We start from the raw sequence: 23,380 nt of genomic DNA on the forward strand, positions 1-23,380 counted from the left end.
TAATATCGTTATACATCATGCTGTAGCAGTATCGTTACTGCTATGTAGATATTCTTAGACAGGAGTATGTAATGTCCAAGCAACAGATCGGCGTTGTAGGTATGGCTGTTATGGGGCGTAATCTGGCACTCAACATTGAGAGCCGTGGCTACACCGTTTCCATCTTTAACCGTTCACGCGAGAAGACAGAAGAAGTTATCGCCGAAAACGAAGGCAAAAAGCTGGCGCCTTACTACACCATCGAAGAGTTTGTTGATTCCCTTGAGAAACCGCGTCGCATCCTGCTGATGGTTCAGGCTGGCGAAGCGACTGACAAAACAATCGCTTCCCTGACGCCGCACCTTGATAAAGGTGACATTCTTATTGACGGTGGTAACACCTTCTATAAAGACACTATTCGCCGTAATCGCGAACTTTCTGACCAGGGCTTCAACTTTATCGGTACCGGTGTTTCCGGCGGCGAAGAGGGCGCATTGAAAGGCCCATCCATCATGCCTGGTGGCCAGAAAGAAGCTTACGAGCTGGTAGCTCCAATCCTGAATGAGATTGCTGCCCGTGCAGAAGGCGAAGCTTGCGTAGCCTATATGGGTCCGGATGGCGCTGGTCACTATGTGAAGATGGTGCACAACGGCATTGAGTATGGCGACATGCAGCTGATTGCTGAGGCTTACTCCCTGCTGAAAAATGCCCTGAACCTGAGCAATGACGATTTGGCTAAAACCTTCAGCGAGTGGAACGAAGGCGAGCTGAGCAGCTACTTGATCGACATCACCAAAGACATCTTCACCAAAAAAGATGAAGATGGTAACTATCTGGTTGATGTGATTCTTGATGAAGCAGCGAACAAAGGTACCGGTAAATGGACCAGCCAGAGCTCTCTGGATCTTGGTGAGCCGCTGTCTCTGATTACTGAATCCGTTTTTGCCCGTTACCTCTCTTCACTGAAGTCACAGCGTGTTGCAGCTTCTAAAGTGCTGAGCGGCCCGACTGTGCAGACTATCTCTGGTGATAAGACTGAGTTCGTTGAGAAAGTTCGCCGTGCTCTGTACCTGGGTAAAATCGTTTCTTATGCTCAGGGCTTCTCTCAGTTGAAAGCTGCTTCTGACGAGAACAACTGGGATCTGCACTACGGTGAGATCGCAAAAATCTTCCGCGCGGGCTGCATCATCCGTGCTCAGTTCCTGCAGAAGATTACCGATGCTTACGCAGACGATGCCAACACCGCTAACCTGCTGCTGGCGCCGTACTTCAAAAACATCGCTGATGAATACCAGCAGGCGCTGCGTGATGTGGTTGCCTATGCCGTGCAGAACGGTATTCCGACACCTACTTTCTCTGCTGCTATCGCTTACTATGACAGCTACCGTTCAGCGGTACTGCCTGCGAACTTGATCCAGGCGCAGCGTGATTACTTCGGTGCGCACACTTATAAGCGTACTGATAAAGAAGGTGTATTCCACACCGAATGGCTGGATTAAGTCAGCAGCAAGCCTCCCATCTTTGATGGGAGGTATTTAAAGAAAATTTTTCGCATATCTACATCCTTCCAGTATTATCAAAAAATCTTACAAATTATCATTCTGTCTTATATGAAAGAGCAAACTGAATTTATGAGCAACGAGAATCAATCCGTTAACTCCAAATACTCGCCTGAAAATAAAAAAGCAAATAGTAGAGAAGATGATTTAGATCTTTTTGATATTATTAATCAGTTATGGATAGGTAAAAAAACCATATTATTGACAATGTTGGTTATGATGGTTCTCGCTGTCGTTTATCTTTTTTTCGCAAAAGAGAAATGGACTTCAGAGGCCATTATTTCTCAACCATCAGCGGGGCAGGTCGCAACGTATAACAATGCACTAAGTATACTTTATACGCAGAATATTCAGGATAAACTTGCACTACCTGACTTACAAAAACAGATTTTTGGCCGTTATACAGCCTCTGCCTATGCTCTTTCTGGCACATTAAAAAACTTAGATGAGCCTTTAGAGTTGAAGGTCAGTCAGGTTACCCAAGGTAAAGATGATCCATTGAGTATTACTTTTACTGCTTCTACTGCAAAAGATGCTCAGCAACAATTACTTCATTATATCACTCAACTGAACACCGAAGTTTCAAACGATTTCGCTGTTGATATGAGAAATAACATTTTTGTAAAAATGAATGGGCTAAAAGATTCTCTGGCTGCACAAGAAAAAATTGCTCAGGATAAGAAAAATCATCGAATAGATGTGATTAAACAAGCGATAAAGATTGCTGAATCTGCAAAAATTTCATCAACTCAGTTAAGTCAGGCTGAGTATCTTTCTGACGATACGTTATATCTTCTGGGAACGTCAGCATTGACTTCCATGATAGTCAACGAGAATACTAAGCCACTTGAACTGAATGACTATTATTATGATACTCAACGGACCTTACTGGCTTTAACAAAATTAAGAATTGATTTCTCAAAATCTCAAAACTTCCAGTTTATTAAAAAGCCGGATCTTCCTATTTATCGTGATAGCCCTAAAAAGGGGCTGACTTTAGTACTGGCCCTGATCCTGGGTGGAGTGCTGGGTTCTTGTATTGTGATTGCTCGCAATATGTCAAAAAACTATCGCGAAAGAAAAATAATTAATTAAATTTCCAGGACTCTGTGGTTTTATTAAACCATACAAGGCGTTTAAAAAAGTCCTTGTATGGTTTAAATTTTCAAAAGCAGACCATCATTAAACCGTGTCTCTGAAGGATTAATTAGCTATTAGTCAGGTCACACCAGTAACCTATTTATAATTATCGTAATTGTAAAACCTAAGAAGCTTTATAAGGCTTTTAGTCCCCTTTAATACCCTCCCCAAATCACCCCCGAACAATACTCACCCGTTCAAACTGACAAATCCGTTGATAATCCTCCACATCTAACACCACAGACTTATCAAGCAGCCCGGCGTTAAAAGCTATCTCACTGTTGCGGTCGCAAAGGGTAGGGTCCACAACCAGTTTCAGCTCTTCGTGGAAGCTGAATGGGGGAATGGCACCAAATACACAGCCGGTCAGGCGGCTAACTTCCGCCGGGCTTGCCAGTGATGCCCGCAGTCCGCCAACGGCCCGAGCGACTTTACTTAAATCCGCCTGCTGGTCGGCAGGCAGCACCGCCAGCACATACTGTTTCAGACCATTGCCTTTCACATGGCACACCAGCGCTTTCGCACCCTGGCCTACGGCGGTACCGCGGATGGCGGCCACTTCTTCACATTTCCCGGTGGGTTCATGTTCCATCAACTTATAGCTGGCCTGATGGTGGTCGAGCAGGGCAATGAGTTGTTCAAAAGTGCTCATAGCGTCTCCCAAATGCAAAAGGCCGGAAAACCGGCCTTAATGAAGATGAATAACTTATTTATGCCGCTGGCGTAGATTGTCGATTACCGTGCTCAAATTCAGATCCTGATCCTGCAGCAGTACCAACAGGTGATAAATCAGGTCAGAGGCTTCGTTAGTCAGCTCATGACGATCGTTCACGGTTGCCGCCAGTGCCGTCTCCACGCCTTCTTCACCCACTTTCTGCGCTATGCGCTTGGTACCACTGGCGTAAAGGCTGGCGGTATAGGAGCTTTTTGGATCGGCGTGCTTACGCTCTGCCAGCAGCTGTTCCAGCTGGTAAAGGAAGGTCCAGTCCGGTGCCGCCGGTGAGAAGCAGCTGGAGGTGCCCAGATGGCAGGTTGGCCCAATGGGATTAGCCAGAATCAGCAGCGTGTCGTTATCGCAGTCCGGCGTGATGCTGACCACGTTCAGGAAATTCTCTGAGGTTTCGCCTTTAGTCCACAGGCGCTGTTTGGTACGGGACCAGAACGTCACCTTGCCAGTTTCCAGCGTTTTAGTCAGCGCTTCCTGGTTCATATAGCCATGCATCAGCACTTCACCAGAAACGGCATGTTGCACGATGGCAGGCATCATGCCATCTGTTTTTACCCAGTCCAGCCGGGCCAGCTGTTGTTCTGTTAACACGCGCGGATCTCCACACCTTTTTCGATCAGGAACCTTTTCAGTTCCCCGATATTAATGATCTGCTTATGGAAGACGGAAGCGGCCAGCGCCCCGTCCACGTCAGCATCCCGGAACGCTTCATGGAAGTGTTCCATGGTACCCGCGCCGCCAGAGGCGATCAGCGGCACTTTGCACACCTCACGTACCTTCTGCAGTTGAACCAGATCGTAGCCATTGCGCACGCCATCCTGGTTCATCATATTCAGAACGATTTCACCCGCGCCGCGTTTCTGCACTTCCTGCACCCACTCCAGAGTTTCCCAGGTGGTGACTTTGGTGCGGCTTTCGTCGCCGGTGTACTGATTAACGTGATATTTACCGGTTTCGCTGTCAAACCAGGTATCAATTCCCACCACAATGCACTGCACGCCAAAACGATCTGCCAGACGCGTGATCAGTTCCGGGTCGGCCAGCGCAGGCGAGTTGATGGAGATTTTATCTGCGCCAAACGACAGGATCTGTGCAGCTTCTTCGATCGACTTAATGCCTCCGGCCACGCAGAAAGGAATATCGATCACTTCTGCCACGCGTGAAACCCAGCTCTTATCGACAACGCGTCCATCGGAAGAGGCGGTGATATCATAGAACACCAGCTCATCTGCGCCTTCCTGCGCATAGCGCTGGGCCAGCGGCACGATGTCACCGATGATCTCGTGATTACGGAACTGTACGCCTTTAACCACCTGACCGTCACGAACGTCCAGGCAGGGTATTATCCTTTTTGCCAGCATGAAATAGCCTCCGAGACGGTGAATTTACCTTCTAACAGTGCGCGACCTACGATCACGCCTTTGGCACCCGAGCCGTTTAAGGCGGCGATATCCTCCAGCGAACCGATGCCGCCTGAAGACTGAAACGCGACAGACGGGAACCTTGCGGAGATCTCACGGTATAACGCCACGTTTGAGCCGCTCAGCGTGCCATCGCGGGAGATATCAGTACAGAGCACATGTTTCAGCCCCACTGGCTGGAACTGCTCAATTACCTCCTCCAGCGTCACGCCAGCCGCTTCCTGCCAGCCGCTAATCGCCACTTCTTTGCGGTTATTTGCATCTATCCGCACATCCAGCGCCAGCACAATGGCTTCCGGTCCGTACTGCTTAAACCAGCTCTTTACTTCCTCAGGATTTTTCACAGCGGTAGAACCAACCACGACTCGTGTTGCGCCCGCTTTCAGCAGGGCGTCCACATCTTCACGGGTGCGAATGCCGCCGCCTATCTGAACCGGTACGCTGACGCCTGCCAGCAGAGTGGTCAGTAACGGGATCTGGCGTGCAGCTGGATCTTTGGCGCCGGTGAGATCGACCAGATGCAGCACTTCCGCGCCCTGGGCTTCATAATCCTGCAGGCGGGGCAGCGGGTCGCTGCCGTAATCACGCTGCTGGCCGTAGTCGCCCTGATGCAGACGAACCACTTTGCCCTCAATTAAATCTAATGCGGGAATAATCATACCCGTTACATCTCCAGGAAGTTTTTCAGCAGCTGCGCGCCAGCGGCACCGGAACGCTCCGGGTGGAACTGCACGCCGAAGAAATTCTCTTTCTGCACCGCAGCCGTAAAAGCCTCACCATAATTACACTGCGCAATGGTGTATTGATTCACCGGCATCGCGTAGCTGTGCACGAAGTAGAAGTAAGATCCATCGGGAATGCCGCGGAAGAGATGATTGCCAGCCTGCGAGGCGATCTGGTTCCAGCCCATATGCGGCAGCGGTAACCCCAGGTCCTGCATTTTCTGCACAGGCTGTTCGATTACCCCCAGCGTTTTCACGCCGCCGCTCTCATCGCTTTCCGAACCCAGCAGCTGCATGCCCAGGCAGATGCCCAGCACGGGCTGGGTACAGGCTTTGATTAACTCAATCAGCTCGCGCTCACGCAGCTGATCCATCGCCGCCTGAGCGGTTCCTACGCCCGGCAGAAACAGCTTATTAGCCTGTAACACGATATCGGCATCGCGGCTCACCACCGGATCAAAGCCCAGCCGCTGCACCGCCCACTTCACCGAAGAGAGGTTGGCGCAGCCTGTATCCAGGATCACCACATTCATCACAGCACTCCTTTTGAGCTTGGCAGCGTATTGCCCTCAACGCGGATCGCCTGGCGCAGCGTACGGCCAAAGGCTTTAAAGAGACTTTCCACGCGGTGGTGGTCGTTTTTACCTTTGGTTTTCAGGTGCAGCGTGCTGGCCATGGTGTAGGAGAGCGAGCTGAAGAAGTGCTCGACCATCTCTGTACTCAGGTCACCCACGCGCTGGTAATTGAATTCTGCTTTATATTCGAGGTGCGGGCGGCCGGAAATATCCAGCGCGCAGCGTGCCAGGCATTCATCCATCGGCAGCACAAAGCCGAAGCGACCAATACCGCGCTTGTCGCCCAGCGCTTTCAGCAGCGCTTCACCCAGCGCCAGGCCAGTATCTTCCACGGTGTGGTGATCGTCGATATAGAGATCGCCTTTCACTTCAATATTCATGCGGAAACCGCCGTGAGTAGCGATCTGATCCAGCATATGGTCGAAGAAGCCTACTCCGGTGTTGAACTGGCTGTTTCCCTCACGATCCAGCCAGACCTCCACCTTGATTTGCGTCTCTTTGGTATTACGCTGCACCAGCGCATGGCGATCGCGTTTGGTGAGCTGCTGCTCAATCGCCAGCCAGTTCAGCGCGCTGGGTGAATAGAGCAGGCCGGTAATGCCCATGTTGGCCGCCAGCTGTACGTCAGTCGCACGGTCGCCAATCACATAGCTGTTGGCCGTATCCAGCGCGCCTTCTGCCAGCCAGGCTGCAACCATTTTGGTTTTCGGCTTACGGCAGTCGCAGTTATCTTCCGGCAGGTGAGGGCAGATCAACACCTCATCAAACTGCACTCCCTGTGAGGTGAGGATCTGCATCATCAGGTTATGCGGGCCGTCGAAGTCAGCCTGCGGGAAGCTTTCCGTGCCGAGTCCATCCTGATTCGTGATCATCACCAGCTTGTAGCCCGCCTTCTGCAGGGATAACAGGACGGGGATGACATCCGGCTCGAAGGCCAGCTTATCCATACGATCCACCTGAAAATCAGCTGGTGGCTCGGAGATGATCGTGCCGTCACGATCGATAAAAAGGACTTTCTGGCTCATGCTTGCTCCATGGAACCGGGCGCGCCGGGTAATTTGTTCAACGCGGAGATAACGCGTTCGCACTCTTCGCGGGTGCCGACAGAGATGCGCAGGCATCCCGACAGCCCCGGCTGTTTGTTCTGGTCACGCAGGATAATGCCCTGATCCCACAGCGTTTTAAAGACCTCGCTGGAACGGGTAAAACGAGCCAGCACATAATTGGTGTCGCTGGGGAAAACCTGCTCCACGCAATCACAGGCTTGCAGCGAGGCGATCAGCTGTTCGCGCGTGGCGATCAGCTCGCTGACGTGCTGCTTCATTATGGCGATGCCCTGATCGCTTAACGCCTGAGCAGCAATGTCGGCAACAGGTGTGGAAAGCGGATAAGGTGCGATCACTTTCATCAGCAGTGCGATAACTTCAGCATTTGCCAGGGTAAAGCCACAGCGTAGGCCTGCCAGCGCGAACGCTTTGGAAAGCGTGCGCAGGATGACCAGGTGAGGATATTCTTTCAGCCAGCTGGTCAGGGAAGCCTGAGGGCAGAATTCGATGTAAGCCTCATCAGCCACCACCAGCGCTTTACCCCGGGCCATCTCCAGCAGCTCGTGGAGATCTTCCGGATTGATCAGGTTGCCGGTGGGATTATTCGGGCTGCAGACATAAACCACTTTCACACCATCAAGCTGGTCAGCAATGGCTGGCAAGTTCAGCTGCCAGCCATCCAACGCTTCAACGGTGCGGTACTCAACGCCAATGGTCTCTGCGCTGACACTGTACATACCGTAAGTTGGCGGGCAGAACAACACCGCATCTTTACCCGGCTCGCAAAAAGCGCGGATCAGCAGTTCAATACCTTCATCGGCTCCCCGGCTTACCAGTATCTGCTTCGGCGCCAGTCCTGCATAGGCTGCATAGCGCTCAATCACCAGCGCAGGCTGGCATTCGGGATAGCGGTTAAGCGTTTGCTGTGAGAGTTCGAAAGGCACCGCCAGCGGATATTCGTTAGCGTTAAGCCAGACGTCACCGTTGCCACCCAGACGCCGGGCAGACTGATAAGGCGTAAGGGCGCGGACGTTGGCCCGGGCCAGCTCTTCAATGCTGTTGCTCATAGCTTCTCCTTGAGCGCGGCGACGCGCAGGGTAACGGCATTTTTATGGGCGGTAAGCTGTTCCGCTGCCGCCAGGATCTCAATGGTCGGTGCCAGGTTCATAAAGCCCTGCGGCGTCAGCTCCTGCACGGTCATTCGCTTCTGGAAATCAGCCAGGCCAAGGCTGGAGCAGGTCGCGGTATATCCATAGGTTGGCAGCACGTGGTTAGTGCCAGAGGCGTAGTCGCCAGCAGACTCTGGTGACCAGTCTCCCAGGAAGACTGAACCCGCGCTGGTGATGCTCTCTACAAGATCACGCGCCTGACGAGTCTGAATAATCAGGTGCTCCGGTCCGTAGCGGTTACTGATCTCCACGCACTGCAGCAAATCTTTCGCCACAATCAGACGGCTGCTTTCCAGCGCCTTACGCGCGGTTTCCGCACGGGGAAGCTCTGCCAGCTGGGTTTCAACCGCTTCCGCAACCGCTTTTGCCATCTCTGCTGAAGGCGTCAGCAAAATAACCTGAGAATCTGGCCCGTGTTCCGCCTGTGAAAGCAGGTCAGAAGCCACAAACGCGGGCGTGGCTTCGGCATCGGCAATTACCAGCACTTCGGAAGGCCCGGCAGGCATATCTATTGCGGCCCCGTCCAGACGCTGGCTGACCTGGCGCTTGGCTTCGGTCACATAAGCATTGCCTGGCCCAAAAATCTTATCGACCTTAGGTACCGATTCCGTACCCAATGCCAGCGCAGCAATCGCCTGCGCGCCCCCAACCTGAAACACCTCTTTTACGCCGCAGAGTTTGGCAGCGTAGAGGATTTCGTCGGCAATTGGCGGCGGCGAACAGAGCACCACACGCTGGCAGCCGGCAATGCGGGCAGGCGTGGCCAGCATCAGCACCGTAGAGAAGAGCGGGGCAGAGCCGCCAGGAATGTACAGGCCAACCGAGGCCACCGGACGGGTGATCTGCTGGCAGCGCACGCCTGGCTGCGTTTCGATATCTACCGCAGGCAACTGCTGCGCCACGTGGAAGGTTTCAATATTGCCGACGGCGACAGCCATCGCCTGTTTGATCTCATCACCCAGACGTGCTGAAGCAGCTTCGATCTGCTCCGCCGTTACGCGCAGGTCATCTACCGCAGTTTTATCGAAGGTAGCGCTGTAAAAGCGCAGCGCCGCATCGCCTTCGGCCTTCACTTTATCCAGAATGCCGCGCACGGTCTGGCTGATATTCTCTGAAGCAGAAATAGCCGGACGGGTCAGCAGCGCCAGCTGCTGGGCTTCACTACAGCTCTGCCAGTCAATGGGGGTCGCGAAGTTTGCCATTGTTACTCCATCATCTTCTCAATGGGCAGCACAAGGATGGAGCTGGCGCCCAGCGCTTTCAGCTTTTCCATCGTTTCCCAGAACAGCGTTTCGCTACTCACCATATGCATCGCTACGCGGCTCTTGTCGCCAGCCAGCGGCAGCACGGTAGGGCGCTCGGCACCTGGCAGCAGGGAGATGATATCTTCCAGCTTCTCGCCTGGCGCATGCAGCATGATGTATTTAGATTCACGTGCCTGGATAACGCCCTGAATACGGGTCATCAGCTTGTCGATCAGCTCCTGTTTGGCCGCGGGCATTTCGCCATCGCGCTGGATCAGGCAGGCTTTAGAGCGATAAATCACTTCAACTTCGCGCAGACCATTGGCTTCCAGCGTAGCGCCGGTAGAGACCAGGTCGCAGATGGCATCGGCCAGACCGGCACGCGGTGCCACTTCTACTGAACCGTTCAACAGGCAGGACTTGAACGCCACCTTCTGTTTATCGAGGTATTGCTTCAGCAAGTGAGGGTAAGAGGTGGCGATACGGGAGTTTTGTAAACATTGCGGACCGGTGTACTCATCGTCCACCGGCATCGCCAGTGACAGGCGGCAGCCGCCGAAATCGAGACGACGCAGCGTGAAGTAACGCGGATCTTCTCCCTGAGCACGGCGGGTCAGCAGCTCTTCTTCCAGCACGTTTTCGCCAATGATACCGAGGTCAACGACACCATCCATTACCAGGCCCGGGATATCGTCATCACGCACGCGCAGGATATCAATCGGCATGTTCTCGGCGAAAGCGATCAGACGCTGCTGCTGTAAATTGATTTTAATTCCGCAGCGGGCGAGCAATTCGCGTGATTCATCGCTTAAACGGCCTGATTTCTGCATAGCTATGCGTAAACGGGTGTTATCTAACATGAGTACTTTTCCTTTAACTGTCTGCGTCAACCTGTTGCAGTTCTCTCATCCCGGCCGGGTCCAACCCAAAAAAAAGCCCCCGGAAGGCGATCTTCCGGGGGCTGTTCTTGCGTTCTGCACCACTGGAAGACCCGATCGTCTTCCAGCACACATCGCCTGAAAGACTAGTCAGGATGATGGTGATGATGGTGAGTAAACTGAACGCGTGTCATAAAATTCTCTTGGATGAATGGATATTCATATCGTGACAAATAACCTAACGCAGGTGACGCGCCACGCGCAACCCTTTTTTGTCAATTAAGTAAGATTCTCTCATCATCTCTGCATTGTCACGGAGAGTGCGCTGGCGTAGGTTTAGGGTATTGAACACGCCTCACTACAGGAGTCAGAGGATGAAAAAAGTTGCGATTGTGGGTCTGGGCTGGCTGGGCATGCCGCTGGGGCTCTCATTAACCGCTCACGGCTGGCAGGTTTTGGGAAGCAAGACAACGCAGGATGGCGTGGACGCTGCACGGATGTGCGGCATTGAAAGTTATCTGCTGGAGCTGAAGCCGGAGTTGATCTGCGATGCGGACGATCTGGAAGCGTTACTCAGCGTGGATGCGCTGGTGATCACGCTTCCTGCCAGCCGTACGGCTGAAGGGGGAGAGAGTTATATGCTGGCCGTTCAGCAAATTGTCGACAGCGCCCTGGCCCGCGCTGTTCCAAGGATCATTTTTACCAGTTCAACCTCGGTCTATGGCAGTGGTTCTGGCGTGATGAAAGAGAGCGCGCCGCTGGAGCCGCAAACTATCGCCGGCAAAACGTTAAAAGAGCTGGAGGAGTGGCTGCATCATCTTCCGCATACCTCGGTGGACATCCTGCGTCTTTCCGGGCTGGTGGGGCCTGGACGCCATCCGGGACGCTTTCTGGCAGGAAAAACGGATCTTGCCGACGGCAGTCATGGCGTTAATCTGGTGCATCTGGAAGATGTGGTCGCCGCGATTTCCCTGCTTCTGCAAACACCCAAAGGCGGCCATATCTATAACCTCAGCGCACCAGAGCACCCGGCACGCAGCGAATTCTATCCAGCGGTGGCGCGCCAGTTGGAGCTGACGCCGCCAACGTTTCGCCAGCAAGCGGACGGTGACAGAGGCAAGCTGATCGATGGCAGCAAAATTTGTCGCGATCTGGGCTTCGAGTATCAGTATCCCGATCCGGCGAAAATGCCGCTTTTATAAAGTGGCCAGAAGCTTACTTGCCTGGCTCGGTCACCGGTTAAACCCCTAACCGGTCCCGCAGCGAATACCAGGCTGCGCCTATTGCGGTAAGCGGTATACGAAAACGGTGGCCGCCGGGGAAGGGGAGGTGCGGAATTTTGGCGAAGGCATCAAAGCGTTGTGGCTGCCCTTTGATCGCCTCGCAGGCGAGCTTTCCTGCCAGATGGGTAAAGGTTACGCCATGCCCGCTGTCGCCCTGTATATAGAAGACGCCATTGTCCAGGCGGCCAATTTGCGGCATACGTGACAGGGTCAGCAGAAAATTGCCGCTCCAGGCGTAATCGAATTTGACCGCTGCCAGCTGAGGGAAAGTTTTAAGCAGCTTGGGGCGGATCAATGTCTCTATATCCTGCGGCTCACGCGCGCCGTAAACCACACCTCCGCCATAGAGCAGGCGGTTATCGGCAGTCAGACGGAAGTAATCAAGCAGATAGTTGCAATCTTCCACACAGCGATTATAAGGCAGTAATGCCAGTGCCTGATCCGCAGAGAGCGGCTCAGTGGTGACAATTTGCGAGCCGCAGGGAATACTCATCCGCGTCAGCCGTGGTTCAAGATGCGGCGCCAGGTAGGCATTTCCGGCAAAAATCACGAATTTCGCCGTCACATGGCCGTGAGCGGTAGTAATTTGGTGGGGATTGCCGTAAGAGACTGAGGTAACCTCAGACCTTTCATAGATGCGTCCGCCATGACGGCGAATGGCTTCTGCTTCTCCCAGCGCCAGATTTAATGGATGAAGGTGGCCGCCATTATTATCCAGTAACCCGCCGACATAGCGCTCGCTGGCCACCTCACGGCGCATCCCCGCCTCATCCAGCATCTCCAGTCCGGTGTTGCCATAGTTCTGCCAGCGCTTATGTTGCAGCTTCAGATGATGCAACTGGCGCTTGTTGAGGGCAGCGAAAATACCGCCCGACCGGAAATCACAATCAATCCCATAGCGAGTGATGCGATCGCGGATCACGCTTGCGCCCTCGAACATCATGCTGCCGAGCAGCTGGGCGCTCTCTTTGCCGTAGCGCTGTTCAATCACATCTACATCGCGGCTGTAGGAGTTAACCACCTGACCGCCATTGCGGCCGCTGGCACCAAAGCCAACTTTTGCCGCTTCCAGCACCACTACATCGTACCCCGTTTCGGTAAGAAACAGCGCGGAGGAGAGCCCGGTAAAGCCTGCGCCAATCACGCAGACATCGCACTGAATACTCTCCTGAAGCTGAGGCCAGGGCTCATGAGGATTGGCTGTCGCAGCATAGTAACTCTTCACATGATCCATAATGCTCTCCTCATTTCATGCGCTAAAAAGTGGCCGGTGTGTGTGCGCTGACAATCCGGCAGGGCTGGGTGGACGAATTGGTAAAGCTGTGCGGATGACCGGTGTTGATGACGTAACTCTGCCCCGCGTGCAGGAAATAGCTCTGGCCGCTAATGGTCAGGGTGATCTGCCCCTCTAACAGCGTGCCGGTCTCTTCACCCTGATGACGAATTTTCTCCCCTGTAGTGGCTCCCGGCTCATAGGTTTCCAGCATCATCGCCAGCGTTCTTTCGGGATTGCCGTTATGGATCAGCCGTAACGACACGCCCTGGCTGCCGATATCGATCAGCTCGTCGGCATCGATCACTACCTTCGGCGGCTCATCCTTTACTGGTTCGGAGAAAAATTCCGACAGGGAGAGGCCATAAACTTTTAACAATTTTTGCAGCGTGCTCACCGCAGGGCTGACTTTATCCTGCTCAATAGTGCTGATAGCGCTGTGCGTCAGGCCCGATAATTCAGCAACGCGTCGTTGTGACATCCCCATTTGCTGGCGGATTTCCGATAACCGTCGTCCCGGAGCGGCTTCGTTCATGGCCTTCTTTCCTCCTGATGCCGTTGACTGGCGTGGATAAATCCTTCGAACAGCAGGCGGGATAACGCCGACTTTTCACTTTGCCATTCCGGGTGCCACTGCACTGCCAGAGCAAACGGATGATCCTCCAGGCTGACAGCCTCAGGCAGCCCATCGGCGGCACGCGCCTCAATGCGTGTTGAGGGACCCAGTGAGCGGATCCCTTGCTGATGCAGTGAGTTAACCCAGAATTTCTCGCAGCCTTCCACCAGCGATGACAACAGGCCTTCAGGCTCGACAAAGACTTCGTGTGAGGGAGCATATTGCTGCTCAAGAGAAAGCCCTGCGTCTTCACGATGTTCCTGAAAACCGGAAACGGTATGCAGCTGCCGGTGAAGCGTGCCGCCAGTCGCCACTACCAGTTCCTGCAACCCCCGGCAGATAGCCATCATCGGCAGGTGCTGTGCGATCGCCGCCTCAATCAAGGCAAAAGCCAGTTTGTCGCGGCCGGCATCGGCACAGGCTTCTGTGCCACTCTCGCCATAATGGTGCGGTTCGATGTTACTGGGGCTGCCGGTGAGCAAAATCCCATCCAGCGGAGCCATAGCAATTTCTAATAGATGAGGAGAAGACATTAAACCGTGCGGCAAAGCCAGCGGGACGCCGCCAGCCTGCAGCACCGCATCAAGGTACTTGTTATGCACCATCTGCGTAGCATGGCCGCCTTTATCGATCTGACACATCACTACGCCAATCAACGGCTTGTTAAATATAATGCCCATGCATTCCCCCGCCCTGCTGTTCGAAATATCTACCGGAAAGGCGCTACTGGCGCAATTTTGTGCAATATATTTTCAATCTAGCAATCGGCTGCACAATATTCAAACGCATTTGGCGGCAAAATAAACTTGAATGTAACATTTGCACACTTTTTGTGTTGGCGCTATGTTTGAAATGTGGCTGTTATTTTGAGCAACGCTCAACAACGAAGCGAAGGGTCGAATCATGACAAATATTGTCGAAGTAGAGGACTTCACGAGACACAGTGAAGAGAAACGAACCAGCGCGTTCCAGAATGAAGTGCAGGCTTATCTGGAACGCCACCCTGAAACGCAGCACGTAGATATCCTCCTGAACGATCTCAACGGCGTCTTTCGCGGTAAGCGAATCCCCATCGCCAGCCTGAATAAACTTGAAAAAGGCTGTTATTTCCCCGCTTCCGTCTTTGCAATGGACATCCTCGGTAACACGGTTGAAGAGGCTGGTTTAGGCCAGGCGCTTGGTGAACCGGACAATATTTGTCTTCCGGTAGAAGGCACTTTAATCCCCTCAGCAGCAGACCCTCAACATCTGGCGCAGGTGCTTTTGACCATGCGTAATCAAGATGGTACTCCCTTTGACGTTGAACCCCGAAACGTACTCAATCACCTCTGGCAGCAGTTGCGTAATCGAGGCATGTTTCCGGTGGTAGCGGTAGAGCTGGAGTTCTATCTGGTCGATAAACAGCGTGATTCGGAAGGCTATATTCAGCCGCCGTGTTCGCCGGGTAGCGACGAGCGCAACATGCAAAGCCAGGTCTACTCAGTGGACAATCTCGACCACTTCTCTGCGGTGCTGAGCGACATTGACACGCTGGCGAAACAGCAGGGCATTCCGGCTGACGGCGCGCTGGCTGAAGCCTCGCCCGGCCAGTTTGAGATTAACCTTCATCACACCCGCAACGTTCTCAGCGCCTGTGACCACGCTATCCAGTTAAAACGCCTGGTGCGACAGGTGGCGGAGAATCACGGCATGACCGCCACATTTATGGCCAAGCCTTATGAAGAGTATGCGGGCAGCGGCATGCACGTCCATATCAGCATGCTGGATGCCGCGGATAACAATGCGTTCGCCTGTGACGATGGCAGTAACTCGCCGCTGATGAAGCGGGCGCTGGCGGGGATGATTGACCTGATGCCCGCTTCGATGGCGCTGCTTGCTCCCAACGTCAACGCTTATCGCCGTTTCCTGCCGGACGCCTTTGTGCCGTTGCAGGCCTCCTGGGGCCACAACAACCGCACCGTGGCATTGCGTATTCCCTGTGGCGATATCGACAACCACCGCATCGAGTATCGTGTTGCCGGGGCGGATGCCAATCCCTATCTGGTGATGTCTGCGATTTTAGCCGGAATGCTGCACGGCATTGATACTCAGCTTCCTCTGCCGCCCGCCATTCAGGGCAACGGTCATGAGGCTGAGGGCAATCCATTGCCAGTGCGCCAGAGCGATGCGCTGTGCGAATTTGAACAGAGCCGTGCTCTGCAAAAGCTGCTGGGTGAGCGATTCGCCTTCGTCTGGCACAGCTGCAAACACCATGAGCTGATGCATTTCGAACGTCTGATCACCGCAACTGAAATTGACTGGATGTTGAAAAACGCCTGACAGGAGGCTGAAGATGACGCAAACCAATCAGCAATGGCAGGCAAGACGGGAAGCGGCGGTAACGCCCGGCGTGGGGAACTCGCTGCAGGTTTATGTGCAAAGAGCGCTCAACGCCGAAATCTGGGATGTGGAGGGCAAACGCTATATCGATTTCGCCTCCGGGATTGCCGTAGTCAACACCGGACATAATCATCCTAAAGTCATTCAGGCGGTGACCGCTCAGCTTGAGTGCTTCAGCCATCCCTGTTTCCAGGTTACGCCTTACGGTAGCTACATAGAACTGGCTGAAAAACTGAACGCGCTGGTGCCCATTGCGGAGCCGACGCAAACTCTGCTGATGTCCTCCGGGGCGGAAGCAGTAGAGAATGCAATTAAAATTGCGAGGATCGCGACCGGGCGTAGCGGCGTCATCGCCTTCCGTGGCGGTTTTCACGGGCGAACGCTGTTAGGCATGGCGCTGACCGGCAAAGTGCAGCCTTATAAAAAAGGGTATGGGCCTTTCCCCGGAGGGATTTTCCATGCGCCTTATCCTTCAGACTATCTGGGTATCAGTGAAACCCAGTCTCTCGCCTCGCTCCAGGGTATCTTTGCCGCGGATGTGGCACCGGACGATGTAGCGGCGATTATCATTGAACCGGTGCAGGGAGAAGGGGGCTTTTATGCCGCTTCGGCCTCCTTCCTGCTCCAGCTGCGCAAGCTCTGCGATGAGCACGGCATAGTGCTGATTGCCGATGAGATCCAGAGCGGCTTTTGCCGTACCGGTAAAACGTTCGCCATCGAACACAGTGGGGTGGAGCCTGATTTAATCACTATGGCTAAAAGCCTGGCGGGCGGATTTCCGCTTTCAGCGGTGGTGGGGCGAAAATCGCTTATGGTGAAAGCGGAAGCGGGTGGCTTAGGCGGTACCTATGCCGGCTCACCCATCGGCATTGCGGCCGCGCTGGCCGTCATAGGTTTAATTGATGACGAGCAGCTTAATGAAAAAGCGCAACAGCAGGGTGAATGGCTGAAAACGGCATTGCATAATATGGCGGAGGAATTTGACTGTATTGGCGATATCCGTGGCACCGGCGCGATGGTGGCGATGGAGCTGGTGGAAGCGCGGGACCGGACAAAACCTGATAAAGCGCTGACTCAGGCGCTGGTGCAGGAAGCGGGACGTCAGGGACTCATCCTGCTCTCCTGCGGGGTGCGCGCCAATGTTATCCGTTTTTTGATCCCGTTAACCGCCAGCAAAGAAATTGTTACTGAAGGACTCAATCTCTTGTCTTTATCCCTGCGTATAGTGCAGAATATGCGCCCTGCAAAATGATATCTATAACCGTCGCTTATTGCGCCGGTTATTTTTTTGCAGAAATCACATTCGCTTTTAAGAGGCCGGTCCAGAACCGGATAGATACACGCTTTTAGCACGCACGGACGTGCTATGTTGAGGATAATACAAATGGGGCAACACTTCATTACTCCAGCGCACGCCGGTATCCGCCAGCGTGATGACTACGGCGCCGTAGCAGGTCACTCCTTCACCCGCACCTGCCTCTCCATTCTCCCGTTAAAGAAAAGTAAAAGCTCTCGCCTCGCGGGAAGTTTCCCTGTGGTTCAACCCGTCACGGTTGGCGCTAAGGGGAGACTGAATCATGTCGCTTAATCCTCAATCATCTCGTCCGCATCTGAAAAAAACGCTGACTTTACTGCCGGTTGTCATGATGGGCCTGGCTTATATGCAGCCAATGACCCTGTTTGATACTTTTGGCATTGTCTCTGGCCTGACCGATGGTCACGTGGCCACCGCATATGCGTTTGCGTTAATCGCTATCCTGTTTACGGCTCTGAGCTATGGCAAGCTGGTTCGTCGCTTCCCCTCGGCGGGTTCGGCCTATACCTATGCTCAGAAAGCTATCAGCCCGCACGTCGGGTTTTTAGTAGGCTGGTCATCACTGCTGGACTATCTGTTCATGCCGATGATCAATATCCTGCTGGCTAAAATCTATTTCGAGGCGCTGGTTCCGGGCATTCCTTCCTGGATCTTTGTGGTGCTGCTGGTCGGCTTTATGACGCTCTCCAACCTGAAAGGCATCAAAACCGTGGCTAACTTCAACAGCGTGATCGTGGTGTTGCAGGTCGCGGTGATGGTGGTGATCATGGGCATGGTGATCTACGGCGTGGCGCACGGCGAAGGTGCCGGAACGCTGGTCAGCAGCAAACCTTTCTGGTCTGAGAATGCGCATGTTGTGCCGATGATTACCGGCGCCACCATTTTGTGCTTCTCGTTCCTGGGCTTCGACGGCATCAGTTCACTCTCGGAAGAGACCAAAGATGCAGAGCGCGTGATCCCTAAAGCGATTTTCCTGACGGCTCTGATCGGCGGAATAATGTTTGTAGTGGTCTCCTACTTCCTGCAGCTTTACTTCCCGGACATTTCGCGCTTTAAAGATCCTGATGCCTCACAGCCGGAAATCATGCTCTACGTGGCGGGCAAAGCCTTCCAGTTCGGCATCCTGATTTTCTCCTGTGTCACCGTACTGGCTTCCGGTATGGCCGCGCATGCGGGCGTTTCCCGTCTGATGTACGTAATGGGTCGCGACGGCGTGTTCCCGGAGCGCTTCTTCGGTTACATTCATCCAAAATGGCGTACCCCGGCGCTGAACGTGGTGCTGGTAGGCTTGATTGCGTTGCTTTCTATCACTATGGATCTGGTTACTGCCACTGCGCTGATTAACTTTGGTGCGCTGGTCGCTTTCACCTTCGTTAACCTGTCGGTGATCTCCCAGTTCTGGATCCGTGAAGGCCGAAACAAGTCGCTGAAAGACAACATCAACTTCCTGCTTCTGCCGCTGTGCGGTGCGTTAACGGTGGGCGCGTTGTGGATTAACCTGGAAGAGAGTTCCATGATCCTGGGCCTGGTATGGGGCGCAATTGGTCTGGTATATCTCGCCTTTGTTACCCGCAGCTTCCGTAACCCGGTACCGCAATGCACTGAAGAGCCGATGTAATTCTTCAGGATAAGCTGGAATAAGAAAGGGCGCCCCGGCGCCCTTTCTTGATCGTGCTGAACAGTACTTATTTTCTGATTTGTAGCTTGCTGGATGGCATTACTGTTCTGATGTTTAGCGTGCTGAAAAGGCTTCAGCCCGAAATCCTCCGATCCTTACCACTAAGCTATTTTGTTGAGTGGCCGTCAGGAAACCAACTCCCGCGCATAATCAAATAGCGCTTTGAGCTGGCTCATTTTCGCCTGGTCGCCTTCGTACTGATTAAACAGCATCTCCAGTTCCTGTACATAGCTCTGCACCCGCTCAGGGTTTAACGCCTCCCGCCGATGCTGCAGCCAACGTTTTTGCTCAGCTTCATCCAGCGTGCCGGGGTAATTACGGGCGCGGAAGCGGAACAACAGCTTTTCAATGCGCGCATCGTTAAAGGTCAGATCCAACGCAGGCAGATTTTCCGGCTGCGTCTGCTGGATAATGGTCATGGCGTTACGATCGGCATCGCTAAAGAAACCGTCATAGAGCTGGGCATCGACGTCTTCAGAGGCTTTAAAAGGCTCCGCTTCGGCAAACAGCGCCACGACCTTTTCACGCACTTCAGGATGCTGACGCAGCAGGGCGAGGTTATCCAGGCAGTGCTGGCGATCGATCCCTAACCGTTCTGCATCTTCCGGACGAAGCGTATTTGCAGGCGCTACAACCGGGCATTTATTAATGTGCATCAGTTTCACCGGAACCGGTGCGTTATCGCCCAGCTCATCACGACGGGTATAAAGTCGTTCGCGCAGTGAATCGGCATCCAGCTCCAGCAGAGGCGAGATATCGCCCGCCAGATCACAGGTTATCAGCGCATTTTTATTCTCAGGATGCCACGCCAGCGGCGCAATCCAGCTGGTGTTACCACGGAAAGCGCCAAACATGCCAGAGACATGCACCAACGGCTTCATTTGCGGGATATCAATCAGCGTGGTGATTTTGTTTTTATTGCGATGGGCGAACAGGAACTCATAAAGCCGTGGCTGCTTCTCTTTCACCAGCTTTGCCATCGCAATGGTGGCATAGACGTCAGACATCGCATCATGGGCATTTTCATGCGCCACGCCGTTGGCTTTGGTCAGATGCTCCAGACGGAAGCTGGGAAAACCATCCTCATTTTCTGGCCACTCTATTCCTTCAGGGCGCAGCGCGTAACAGGCGCGCATCACATCCAGCAAATCCCAACGACTGTTGCCATTCTGCCAGCTCCAGCCATAGGGATCGTAAAAATTACGATAGAGCAAGTTGCGCGTGACTTCGTCATCAAACCGCACATTGTTGTAGCCCACAATGCAGGTATTCGGTTCGCTGAACAGCGCGTGAATACGTTTAGTGAAATCCGCCTCGCTCACCCCTCTGGCCTGCGCCAGCTGCGGCGTGATCCCGGTAATCATCACCGCTTCTGGCTGCGGCAGGTAATCATCCGCTGGCTGACAGTAGAACACCTCAGGCTCACCAATGATGTTGAAATCCATATCCGTACGGATCCCGGCAAACTGCGCAGGACGGTCCAGCGACGGACTTTTCCCGAAGGTTTCGTAGTCGTGGAAGAGGAAGGTAGGTTCAGGCTTGTTAGGTTTCACTGATGTTTTTTTCCACTACTGAGTGTAAAACGAAGGAAATTGATTGCTACATGGTAAACCATATTGGGAATGGGATGAAGTTAAGGTCGCCGGGGGCAGCGACCTTTATTCTTAAAAGAAAAATCTTTTATCAGGAGGGTATAAGGATGAAAATCGTTCATATTCGGTGAAGTAAAGAATGAATAATTCACCGTCTGGAACTGTAATAGTCATACATTAATTAAATCTTTCACGCCAAATTACGTGCTATAGCTTTTTGCCCCAGAACCTTCTTGCCAATCAAAATCCCGGGTTTCTCTACAAACCGGTACAGTAGCGAAGCAAGCGCATAGGTAACCGGCAGGCAAATCACCGTTACCAAAGCAAACCGCATAATGTCGCTCTTGTCCGCAAGATTGGTATGTGTCAGCAGCAGTGCAATTACTGGGATCACAATCAGCAGGTGTAGCAGGTAGACTGAAAATGAGACATCCCCAAGCCAGGTGCTCACGCGATTGTTAAGCAGCTTGCGGGGCAGGGCGATCAGCCGCGCCATCAGGCTGCCTTCAGCGTACTGCCACAGAATGGCGGCCATGCCGACAATCATCAGCACTTCCATCGCTATCTGCAGCGGAATCGCTTCCAGACCAATCACCACACTGGCTACCGGGCCCAGCAGCGCAAAGGCTACGTAGAGTACCGCTTTACGGCGGACAGCCTCAGCCAGCAACATGCCGGAGAGGAACATATTAAGCTTAATCAGGATCATCGAAGGCATTTCAAACGCTTCGTAATACTCTGCCAGCACATAACGCCCGACACAGCACAGCACCATAAAGCCAATCAGCGAAGCGGCAAAGCCAAAGCGCAGGGTCACCAGCATAATGAACGGGAAAAGCAGATAGAACTGCATCTCCAGTCCGATGCTCCAGTCCGGCAGCACGGTGTTAAAGCCGTAAGCAGGCAGGACGCCAAACAGGAAGCTGAAGTGTGTGAAAATATTCGCCAGAGACTGATCGGAATAGCGTGAAGATTCCGTCGCCGTGCCTGAGTAGAAGTGGGAAATGATATCGCGCATTTCGCCAAACCACGGCCCGTAAATCAGGGCAATAATCAGCAGCAGATAATAGAGAGGGGCGATACGGAAGAAGCGACGCGTCCAGAACTTCTTAATGGTGCTGACGCTCTGCCATGGCTCCTTCTGTTGCCGCTCGACATAGTTCTTAGCCATCAGATAGCCGGAAAGCAGAATAAAGAGATCGACGCCAATACCAGGTGACGAGATCAGCGTGATATGGCAATGAATCAGTAAGCTGATATGACCGACCAGCACCCAAAGCGACGCGATGCCCCTCAGTCCTTCCAACTCCGTAGACCAGCCTCTGGTAGCTGACATAGTAAACCTCTGCTTATATGTAAATTTTCGTAAGCCAAGCGTAAAGGACATGTCAGTACATGCAACCCCTCGCACTCCTAAAGTCAAATTTATAGGAATTTCCCTGGGGTTCTTCTCTTATCGCTCTAAGCGAAAGGGGTGTAAATAGAGAAAAAACAGACCGGCTAATCAGCTGAAAATTAATATTTTCTTGCAATTTATTAACACAATCCTCCCGGCAATCCCGTACAACAGGCAAGTTTTTTTTCACAGCATATTTTGAGGGTGTTCCGTTGAAGAAGCGTCAGCTCGTAAGTTCTAGTCTCCTGTTGTCTTTTGCCTTTATGGCTCAGGCTGATGAGGATCCTCTCTCCTTTCCCATAACGGCACCGGCTATAGATGCCGCTTCCTGGGTACTGATGGATGCCACCACCGGCCAGGTTTTGACTCAGGGCAACGCCGATGAGCGTCGTAACCCAGCCAGCCTGACCAAGCTGATGACCGGCTATGTGGTCGATCGCGCCATCGACGCAAACCGTATCACGCGTGATGATATGGTGACGGTAGGCAAGGACGCATGGGCCGCAGGGAATCCAGTCTTTAAGGGCTCGTCGCTGATGTTCCTTAAGCCGGGCGAGAAAGTTTCAGTGAGAGATCTGAGTCGTGGCGTCATTATCGACTCCGGCAACGACGCCTGCGTGGCGCTGGCGGATTATGTTGCCGGCAGCCAGGCTGCTTTTGTCGATCAGATGAACCAGTATGTACAGAAACTGGGTCTGACCAATACCCATTTTGAAACTGTCCACGGTCTGGATGCGCCAGGTCAGTACACGACAGCCGCCGATCTGGCGAAACTCTCCCGCGCTATCATCTCTGGTGAGCCTGATTTCTATCAGATGTACAGCGAGAAATCCCTGACCTGGAACGGCATCACGCAGCAGAATCGTAACGGTTTGTTATGGGATAAAACGCTGCATGTGGATGGACTGAAGACGGGCCATACGGAAAGCGCTGGCTTCAACATCATTGCTTCGAGCGTGGACGGTCAGCGCCGTCTGATTGCGGTGGTGATGGGCGGTAAAAGTACTAAAGGACGGGAAGAACAGGCGCGTAAGCTACTGACCTGGGGACAGAATAATTTTGATACTGTTCAGCTGTTCCATGCCGGTAAAGAGATTGGTCATGAATCGGTCTGGTACGGCAATCCACATCAGGTTTCCGTGGGGAGCGATAAAGACGTTTATCTGTCGCTTCCTCGTGATGAAGTTAAGAAAATTAAAGCGAAATACGTTATTGAACGTAAAAATCTGGAGGCACCGCTGAAAGCGCACGAACAGGTAGGAACAATTCAGCTGGTGGATGGCGACAAACAGCTCGCCTCATATCCGTTGGTGACGCTACAGGAAGTCAAAGAGGCAGGCATCGTGACCCGCATTGAAGACTATCTGAAGCAGAAGTTCTGATTAAAA

General features: G+C 53.1%; 24 protein-coding genes and 1 other annotated feature. Of the genes, 9 read left to right on the forward strand and 15 right to left on the reverse strand.

All coding sequences use genetic code 11. The features are described 5' to 3' along the window. Positions 1-71: 71 nt before the first annotated feature. Both gndA and wzzB read left to right on the forward strand, forming a co-directional pair. The gene (gene gndA / locus Q3V30_RS07460; RefSeq protein WP_306211883.1) at positions 72-1,478 is read left to right on the forward strand and encodes an NADP-dependent phosphogluconate dehydrogenase; all 1,407 of its coding nucleotides are present in this window, start codon (positions 72-74) and stop codon (positions 1,476-1,478) included. Between the two features lie 132 nt (positions 1,479-1,610). Further along, entirely contained in the window at positions 1,611-2,633 is a 1,023-nt protein-coding gene (gene wzzB, locus Q3V30_RS07465) for an LPS O-antigen chain length determinant protein WzzB (protein WP_306211885.1), read from the forward strand. Positions 2,634-2,850: 217 nt separating this feature from the next. Here wzzB and Q3V30_RS07470 read toward each other — a convergent pair whose 3' ends face one another. The 10 genes from Q3V30_RS07470 to hisL form a co-directional block, all read right to left on the reverse strand. Then, positions 2,851-3,330, reverse strand: a complete 480-nt coding sequence (locus Q3V30_RS07470) for a YbaK/prolyl-tRNA synthetase associated domain-containing protein (protein WP_306211887.1) — start codon at positions 3,328-3,330, stop codon at positions 2,851-2,853. Between the two features lie 54 nt (positions 3,331-3,384). Beyond that, positions 3,385-3,996: a bifunctional phosphoribosyl-AMP cyclohydrolase/phosphoribosyl-ATP diphosphatase HisIE gene (gene hisIE / locus Q3V30_RS07475; RefSeq protein ID WP_306211889.1), complete on the reverse strand. Its 612-nt coding sequence runs from the start codon at positions 3,994-3,996 to the stop codon at positions 3,385-3,387. Next, entirely contained in the window at positions 3,990-4,766 is a 777-nt protein-coding gene (gene hisF, locus Q3V30_RS07480; protein ID WP_306211892.1) for an imidazole glycerol phosphate synthase subunit HisF, read from the reverse strand. The genes hisIE and hisF overlap by 7 nt, the downstream gene beginning before the upstream one ends. Next, a complete protein-coding gene (gene hisA, locus Q3V30_RS07485; protein ID WP_306211893.1) occupies positions 4,748-5,485 on the reverse strand; it encodes a 1-(5-phosphoribosyl)-5-[(5-phosphoribosylamino)methylideneamino]imidazole-4-carboxamide isomerase in 738 nt (245 codons plus the stop codon). Before hisA ends, hisF begins: the two co-directional genes overlap by 19 nt. A 5-nt stretch (positions 5,486-5,490) precedes the next feature. Continuing rightward, complete coding sequence (gene hisH, locus Q3V30_RS07490) at positions 5,491-6,081, reverse strand: imidazole glycerol phosphate synthase subunit HisH (protein ID WP_306211895.1); 591 nt, start codon at positions 6,079-6,081, stop codon at positions 5,491-5,493. Next, positions 6,081-7,148, reverse strand: a complete 1,068-nt coding sequence (gene hisB / locus Q3V30_RS07495; protein WP_306211897.1) for a bifunctional histidinol-phosphatase/imidazoleglycerol-phosphate dehydratase HisB — start codon at positions 7,146-7,148, stop codon at positions 6,081-6,083. The genes hisH and hisB overlap by 1 nt, the downstream gene beginning before the upstream one ends. Further along, entirely contained in the window at positions 7,145-8,236 is a 1,092-nt protein-coding gene (gene hisC / locus Q3V30_RS07500; protein ID WP_306211899.1) for a histidinol-phosphate transaminase, read from the reverse strand. Before hisC ends, hisB begins: the two co-directional genes overlap by 4 nt. After that, complete coding sequence (gene hisD / locus Q3V30_RS07505; protein ID WP_306211901.1) at positions 8,233-9,540, reverse strand: histidinol dehydrogenase; 1,308 nt, start codon at positions 9,538-9,540, stop codon at positions 8,233-8,235. Before hisD ends, hisC begins: the two co-directional genes overlap by 4 nt. A gap of 2 nt (positions 9,541-9,542) precedes the next feature. Beyond that, positions 9,543-10,442: an ATP phosphoribosyltransferase gene (gene hisG, locus Q3V30_RS07510; RefSeq protein WP_306211903.1), complete on the reverse strand. Its 900-nt coding sequence runs from the start codon at positions 10,440-10,442 to the stop codon at positions 9,543-9,545. Positions 10,443-10,509: 67 nt separating this feature from the next. Continuing rightward, positions 10,510-10,631 (reverse strand) — a sequence feature (His leader region). Then, positions 10,607-10,654 (reverse strand): his operon leader peptide, encoded by a 48-nt coding sequence (hisL, locus tag Q3V30_RS07515; protein ID WP_156485023.1) that lies wholly within the window; start codon positions 10,652-10,654, stop codon positions 10,607-10,609. Its footprint overlaps the feature before it by 25 nt. Before the next feature lie 180 nt (positions 10,655-10,834). Between hisL and Q3V30_RS07520 the strand changes: the two genes are divergently transcribed. After that, positions 10,835-11,662 (forward strand): SDR family oxidoreductase, encoded by an 828-nt coding sequence (locus tag Q3V30_RS07520; RefSeq protein WP_306211905.1) that lies wholly within the window; start codon positions 10,835-10,837, stop codon positions 11,660-11,662. 37 nt (positions 11,663-11,699) lie between these two features. Here the strand turns inward: Q3V30_RS07520 and Q3V30_RS07525 are convergent, their stop codons facing one another. From Q3V30_RS07525 to puuD, 3 genes are read right to left on the reverse strand one after another with little or no spacing between them, the layout of a single operon-like run. Next, the gene (locus tag Q3V30_RS07525) at positions 11,700-12,977 is read right to left on the reverse strand and encodes an NAD(P)/FAD-dependent oxidoreductase (RefSeq protein WP_306211908.1); all 1,278 of its coding nucleotides are present in this window, start codon (positions 12,975-12,977) and stop codon (positions 11,700-11,702) included. A 22-nt stretch (positions 12,978-12,999) separates the two neighbouring features. Further along, positions 13,000-13,551 carry an HTH-type transcriptional regulator PuuR gene (gene puuR, locus Q3V30_RS07530; RefSeq protein ID WP_306211910.1) on the reverse strand — a complete coding sequence of 184 codons (552 nt, stop codon included), beginning with the start codon at positions 13,549-13,551 and terminating at the stop codon, positions 13,000-13,002. Then, positions 13,548-14,312 carry a gamma-glutamyl-gamma-aminobutyrate hydrolase gene (puuD, locus tag Q3V30_RS07535; protein WP_306211912.1) on the reverse strand — a complete coding sequence of 255 codons (765 nt, stop codon included), beginning with the start codon at positions 14,310-14,312 and terminating at the stop codon, positions 13,548-13,550. The genes puuR and puuD overlap by 4 nt, the downstream gene beginning before the upstream one ends. Positions 14,313-14,314: 2 nt before the next feature. Here puuD and Q3V30_RS22740 point away from each other — a divergent pair, with 2 nt between their 5' ends. The 5 genes from Q3V30_RS22740 to Q3V30_RS07555 all read left to right on the forward strand — a co-directional run bounded on the left by Q3V30_RS22740 (position 14,315) and on the right by Q3V30_RS07555 (position 18,944). After that, the gene (locus tag Q3V30_RS22740) at positions 14,315-14,539 is read left to right on the forward strand and encodes a DUF6171 family protein (RefSeq protein WP_487320591.1); all 225 of its coding nucleotides are present in this window, start codon (positions 14,315-14,317) and stop codon (positions 14,537-14,539) included. Then, positions 14,536-15,951, forward strand: coding sequence for a glutamine synthetase family protein (locus Q3V30_RS07540; RefSeq protein WP_428979243.1), 1,416 nt, complete (start codon positions 14,536-14,538; stop codon positions 15,949-15,951). Before Q3V30_RS22740 ends, Q3V30_RS07540 begins: the two co-directional genes overlap by 4 nt. 13 nt (positions 15,952-15,964) lie before the next feature. Then, positions 15,965-17,263: a 4-aminobutyrate--2-oxoglutarate transaminase gene (gene gabT, locus Q3V30_RS07545; protein ID WP_306211914.1), complete on the forward strand. Its 1,299-nt coding sequence runs from the start codon at positions 15,965-15,967 to the stop codon at positions 17,261-17,263. A gap of 132 nt (positions 17,264-17,395) precedes the next feature. Further along, a complete protein-coding gene (locus tag Q3V30_RS07550; RefSeq protein WP_306211916.1) occupies positions 17,396-17,599 on the forward strand; it encodes a hypothetical protein in 204 nt (67 codons plus the stop codon). Next, positions 17,589-18,944: an APC family permease gene (locus tag Q3V30_RS07555; protein ID WP_306211918.1), complete on the forward strand. Its 1,356-nt coding sequence runs from the start codon at positions 17,589-17,591 to the stop codon at positions 18,942-18,944. The genes Q3V30_RS07550 and Q3V30_RS07555 overlap by 11 nt, the downstream gene beginning before the upstream one ends. A 185-nt stretch (positions 18,945-19,129) precedes the next feature. Here Q3V30_RS07555 and sbcB read toward each other — a convergent pair whose 3' ends face one another. Beyond that, the gene (sbcB, locus tag Q3V30_RS07560) at positions 19,130-20,557 is read right to left on the reverse strand and encodes an exodeoxyribonuclease I (protein WP_306211920.1); all 1,428 of its coding nucleotides are present in this window, start codon (positions 20,555-20,557) and stop codon (positions 19,130-19,132) included. Positions 20,558-20,786: 229 nt separating this feature from the next. Continuing rightward, entirely contained in the window at positions 20,787-21,932 is a 1,146-nt protein-coding gene (locus Q3V30_RS07565; RefSeq protein WP_306211922.1) for an acyltransferase family protein, read from the reverse strand. Positions 21,933-22,204: 272 nt separating this feature from the next. Here Q3V30_RS07565 and dacD point away from each other — a divergent pair, with 272 nt between their 5' ends. After that, positions 22,205-23,374, forward strand: coding sequence for a serine-type D-Ala-D-Ala carboxypeptidase DacD (gene dacD, locus Q3V30_RS07570; RefSeq protein ID WP_306211923.1), 1,170 nt, complete (start codon positions 22,205-22,207; stop codon positions 23,372-23,374). Positions 23,375-23,380: the final 6 nt, after the last annotated feature.

Source organism: Erwinia pyri (assembly GCF_030758455.1).
Lineage (GTDB): Bacteria > Pseudomonadota > Gammaproteobacteria > Enterobacterales > Enterobacteriaceae > Erwinia > Erwinia pyri.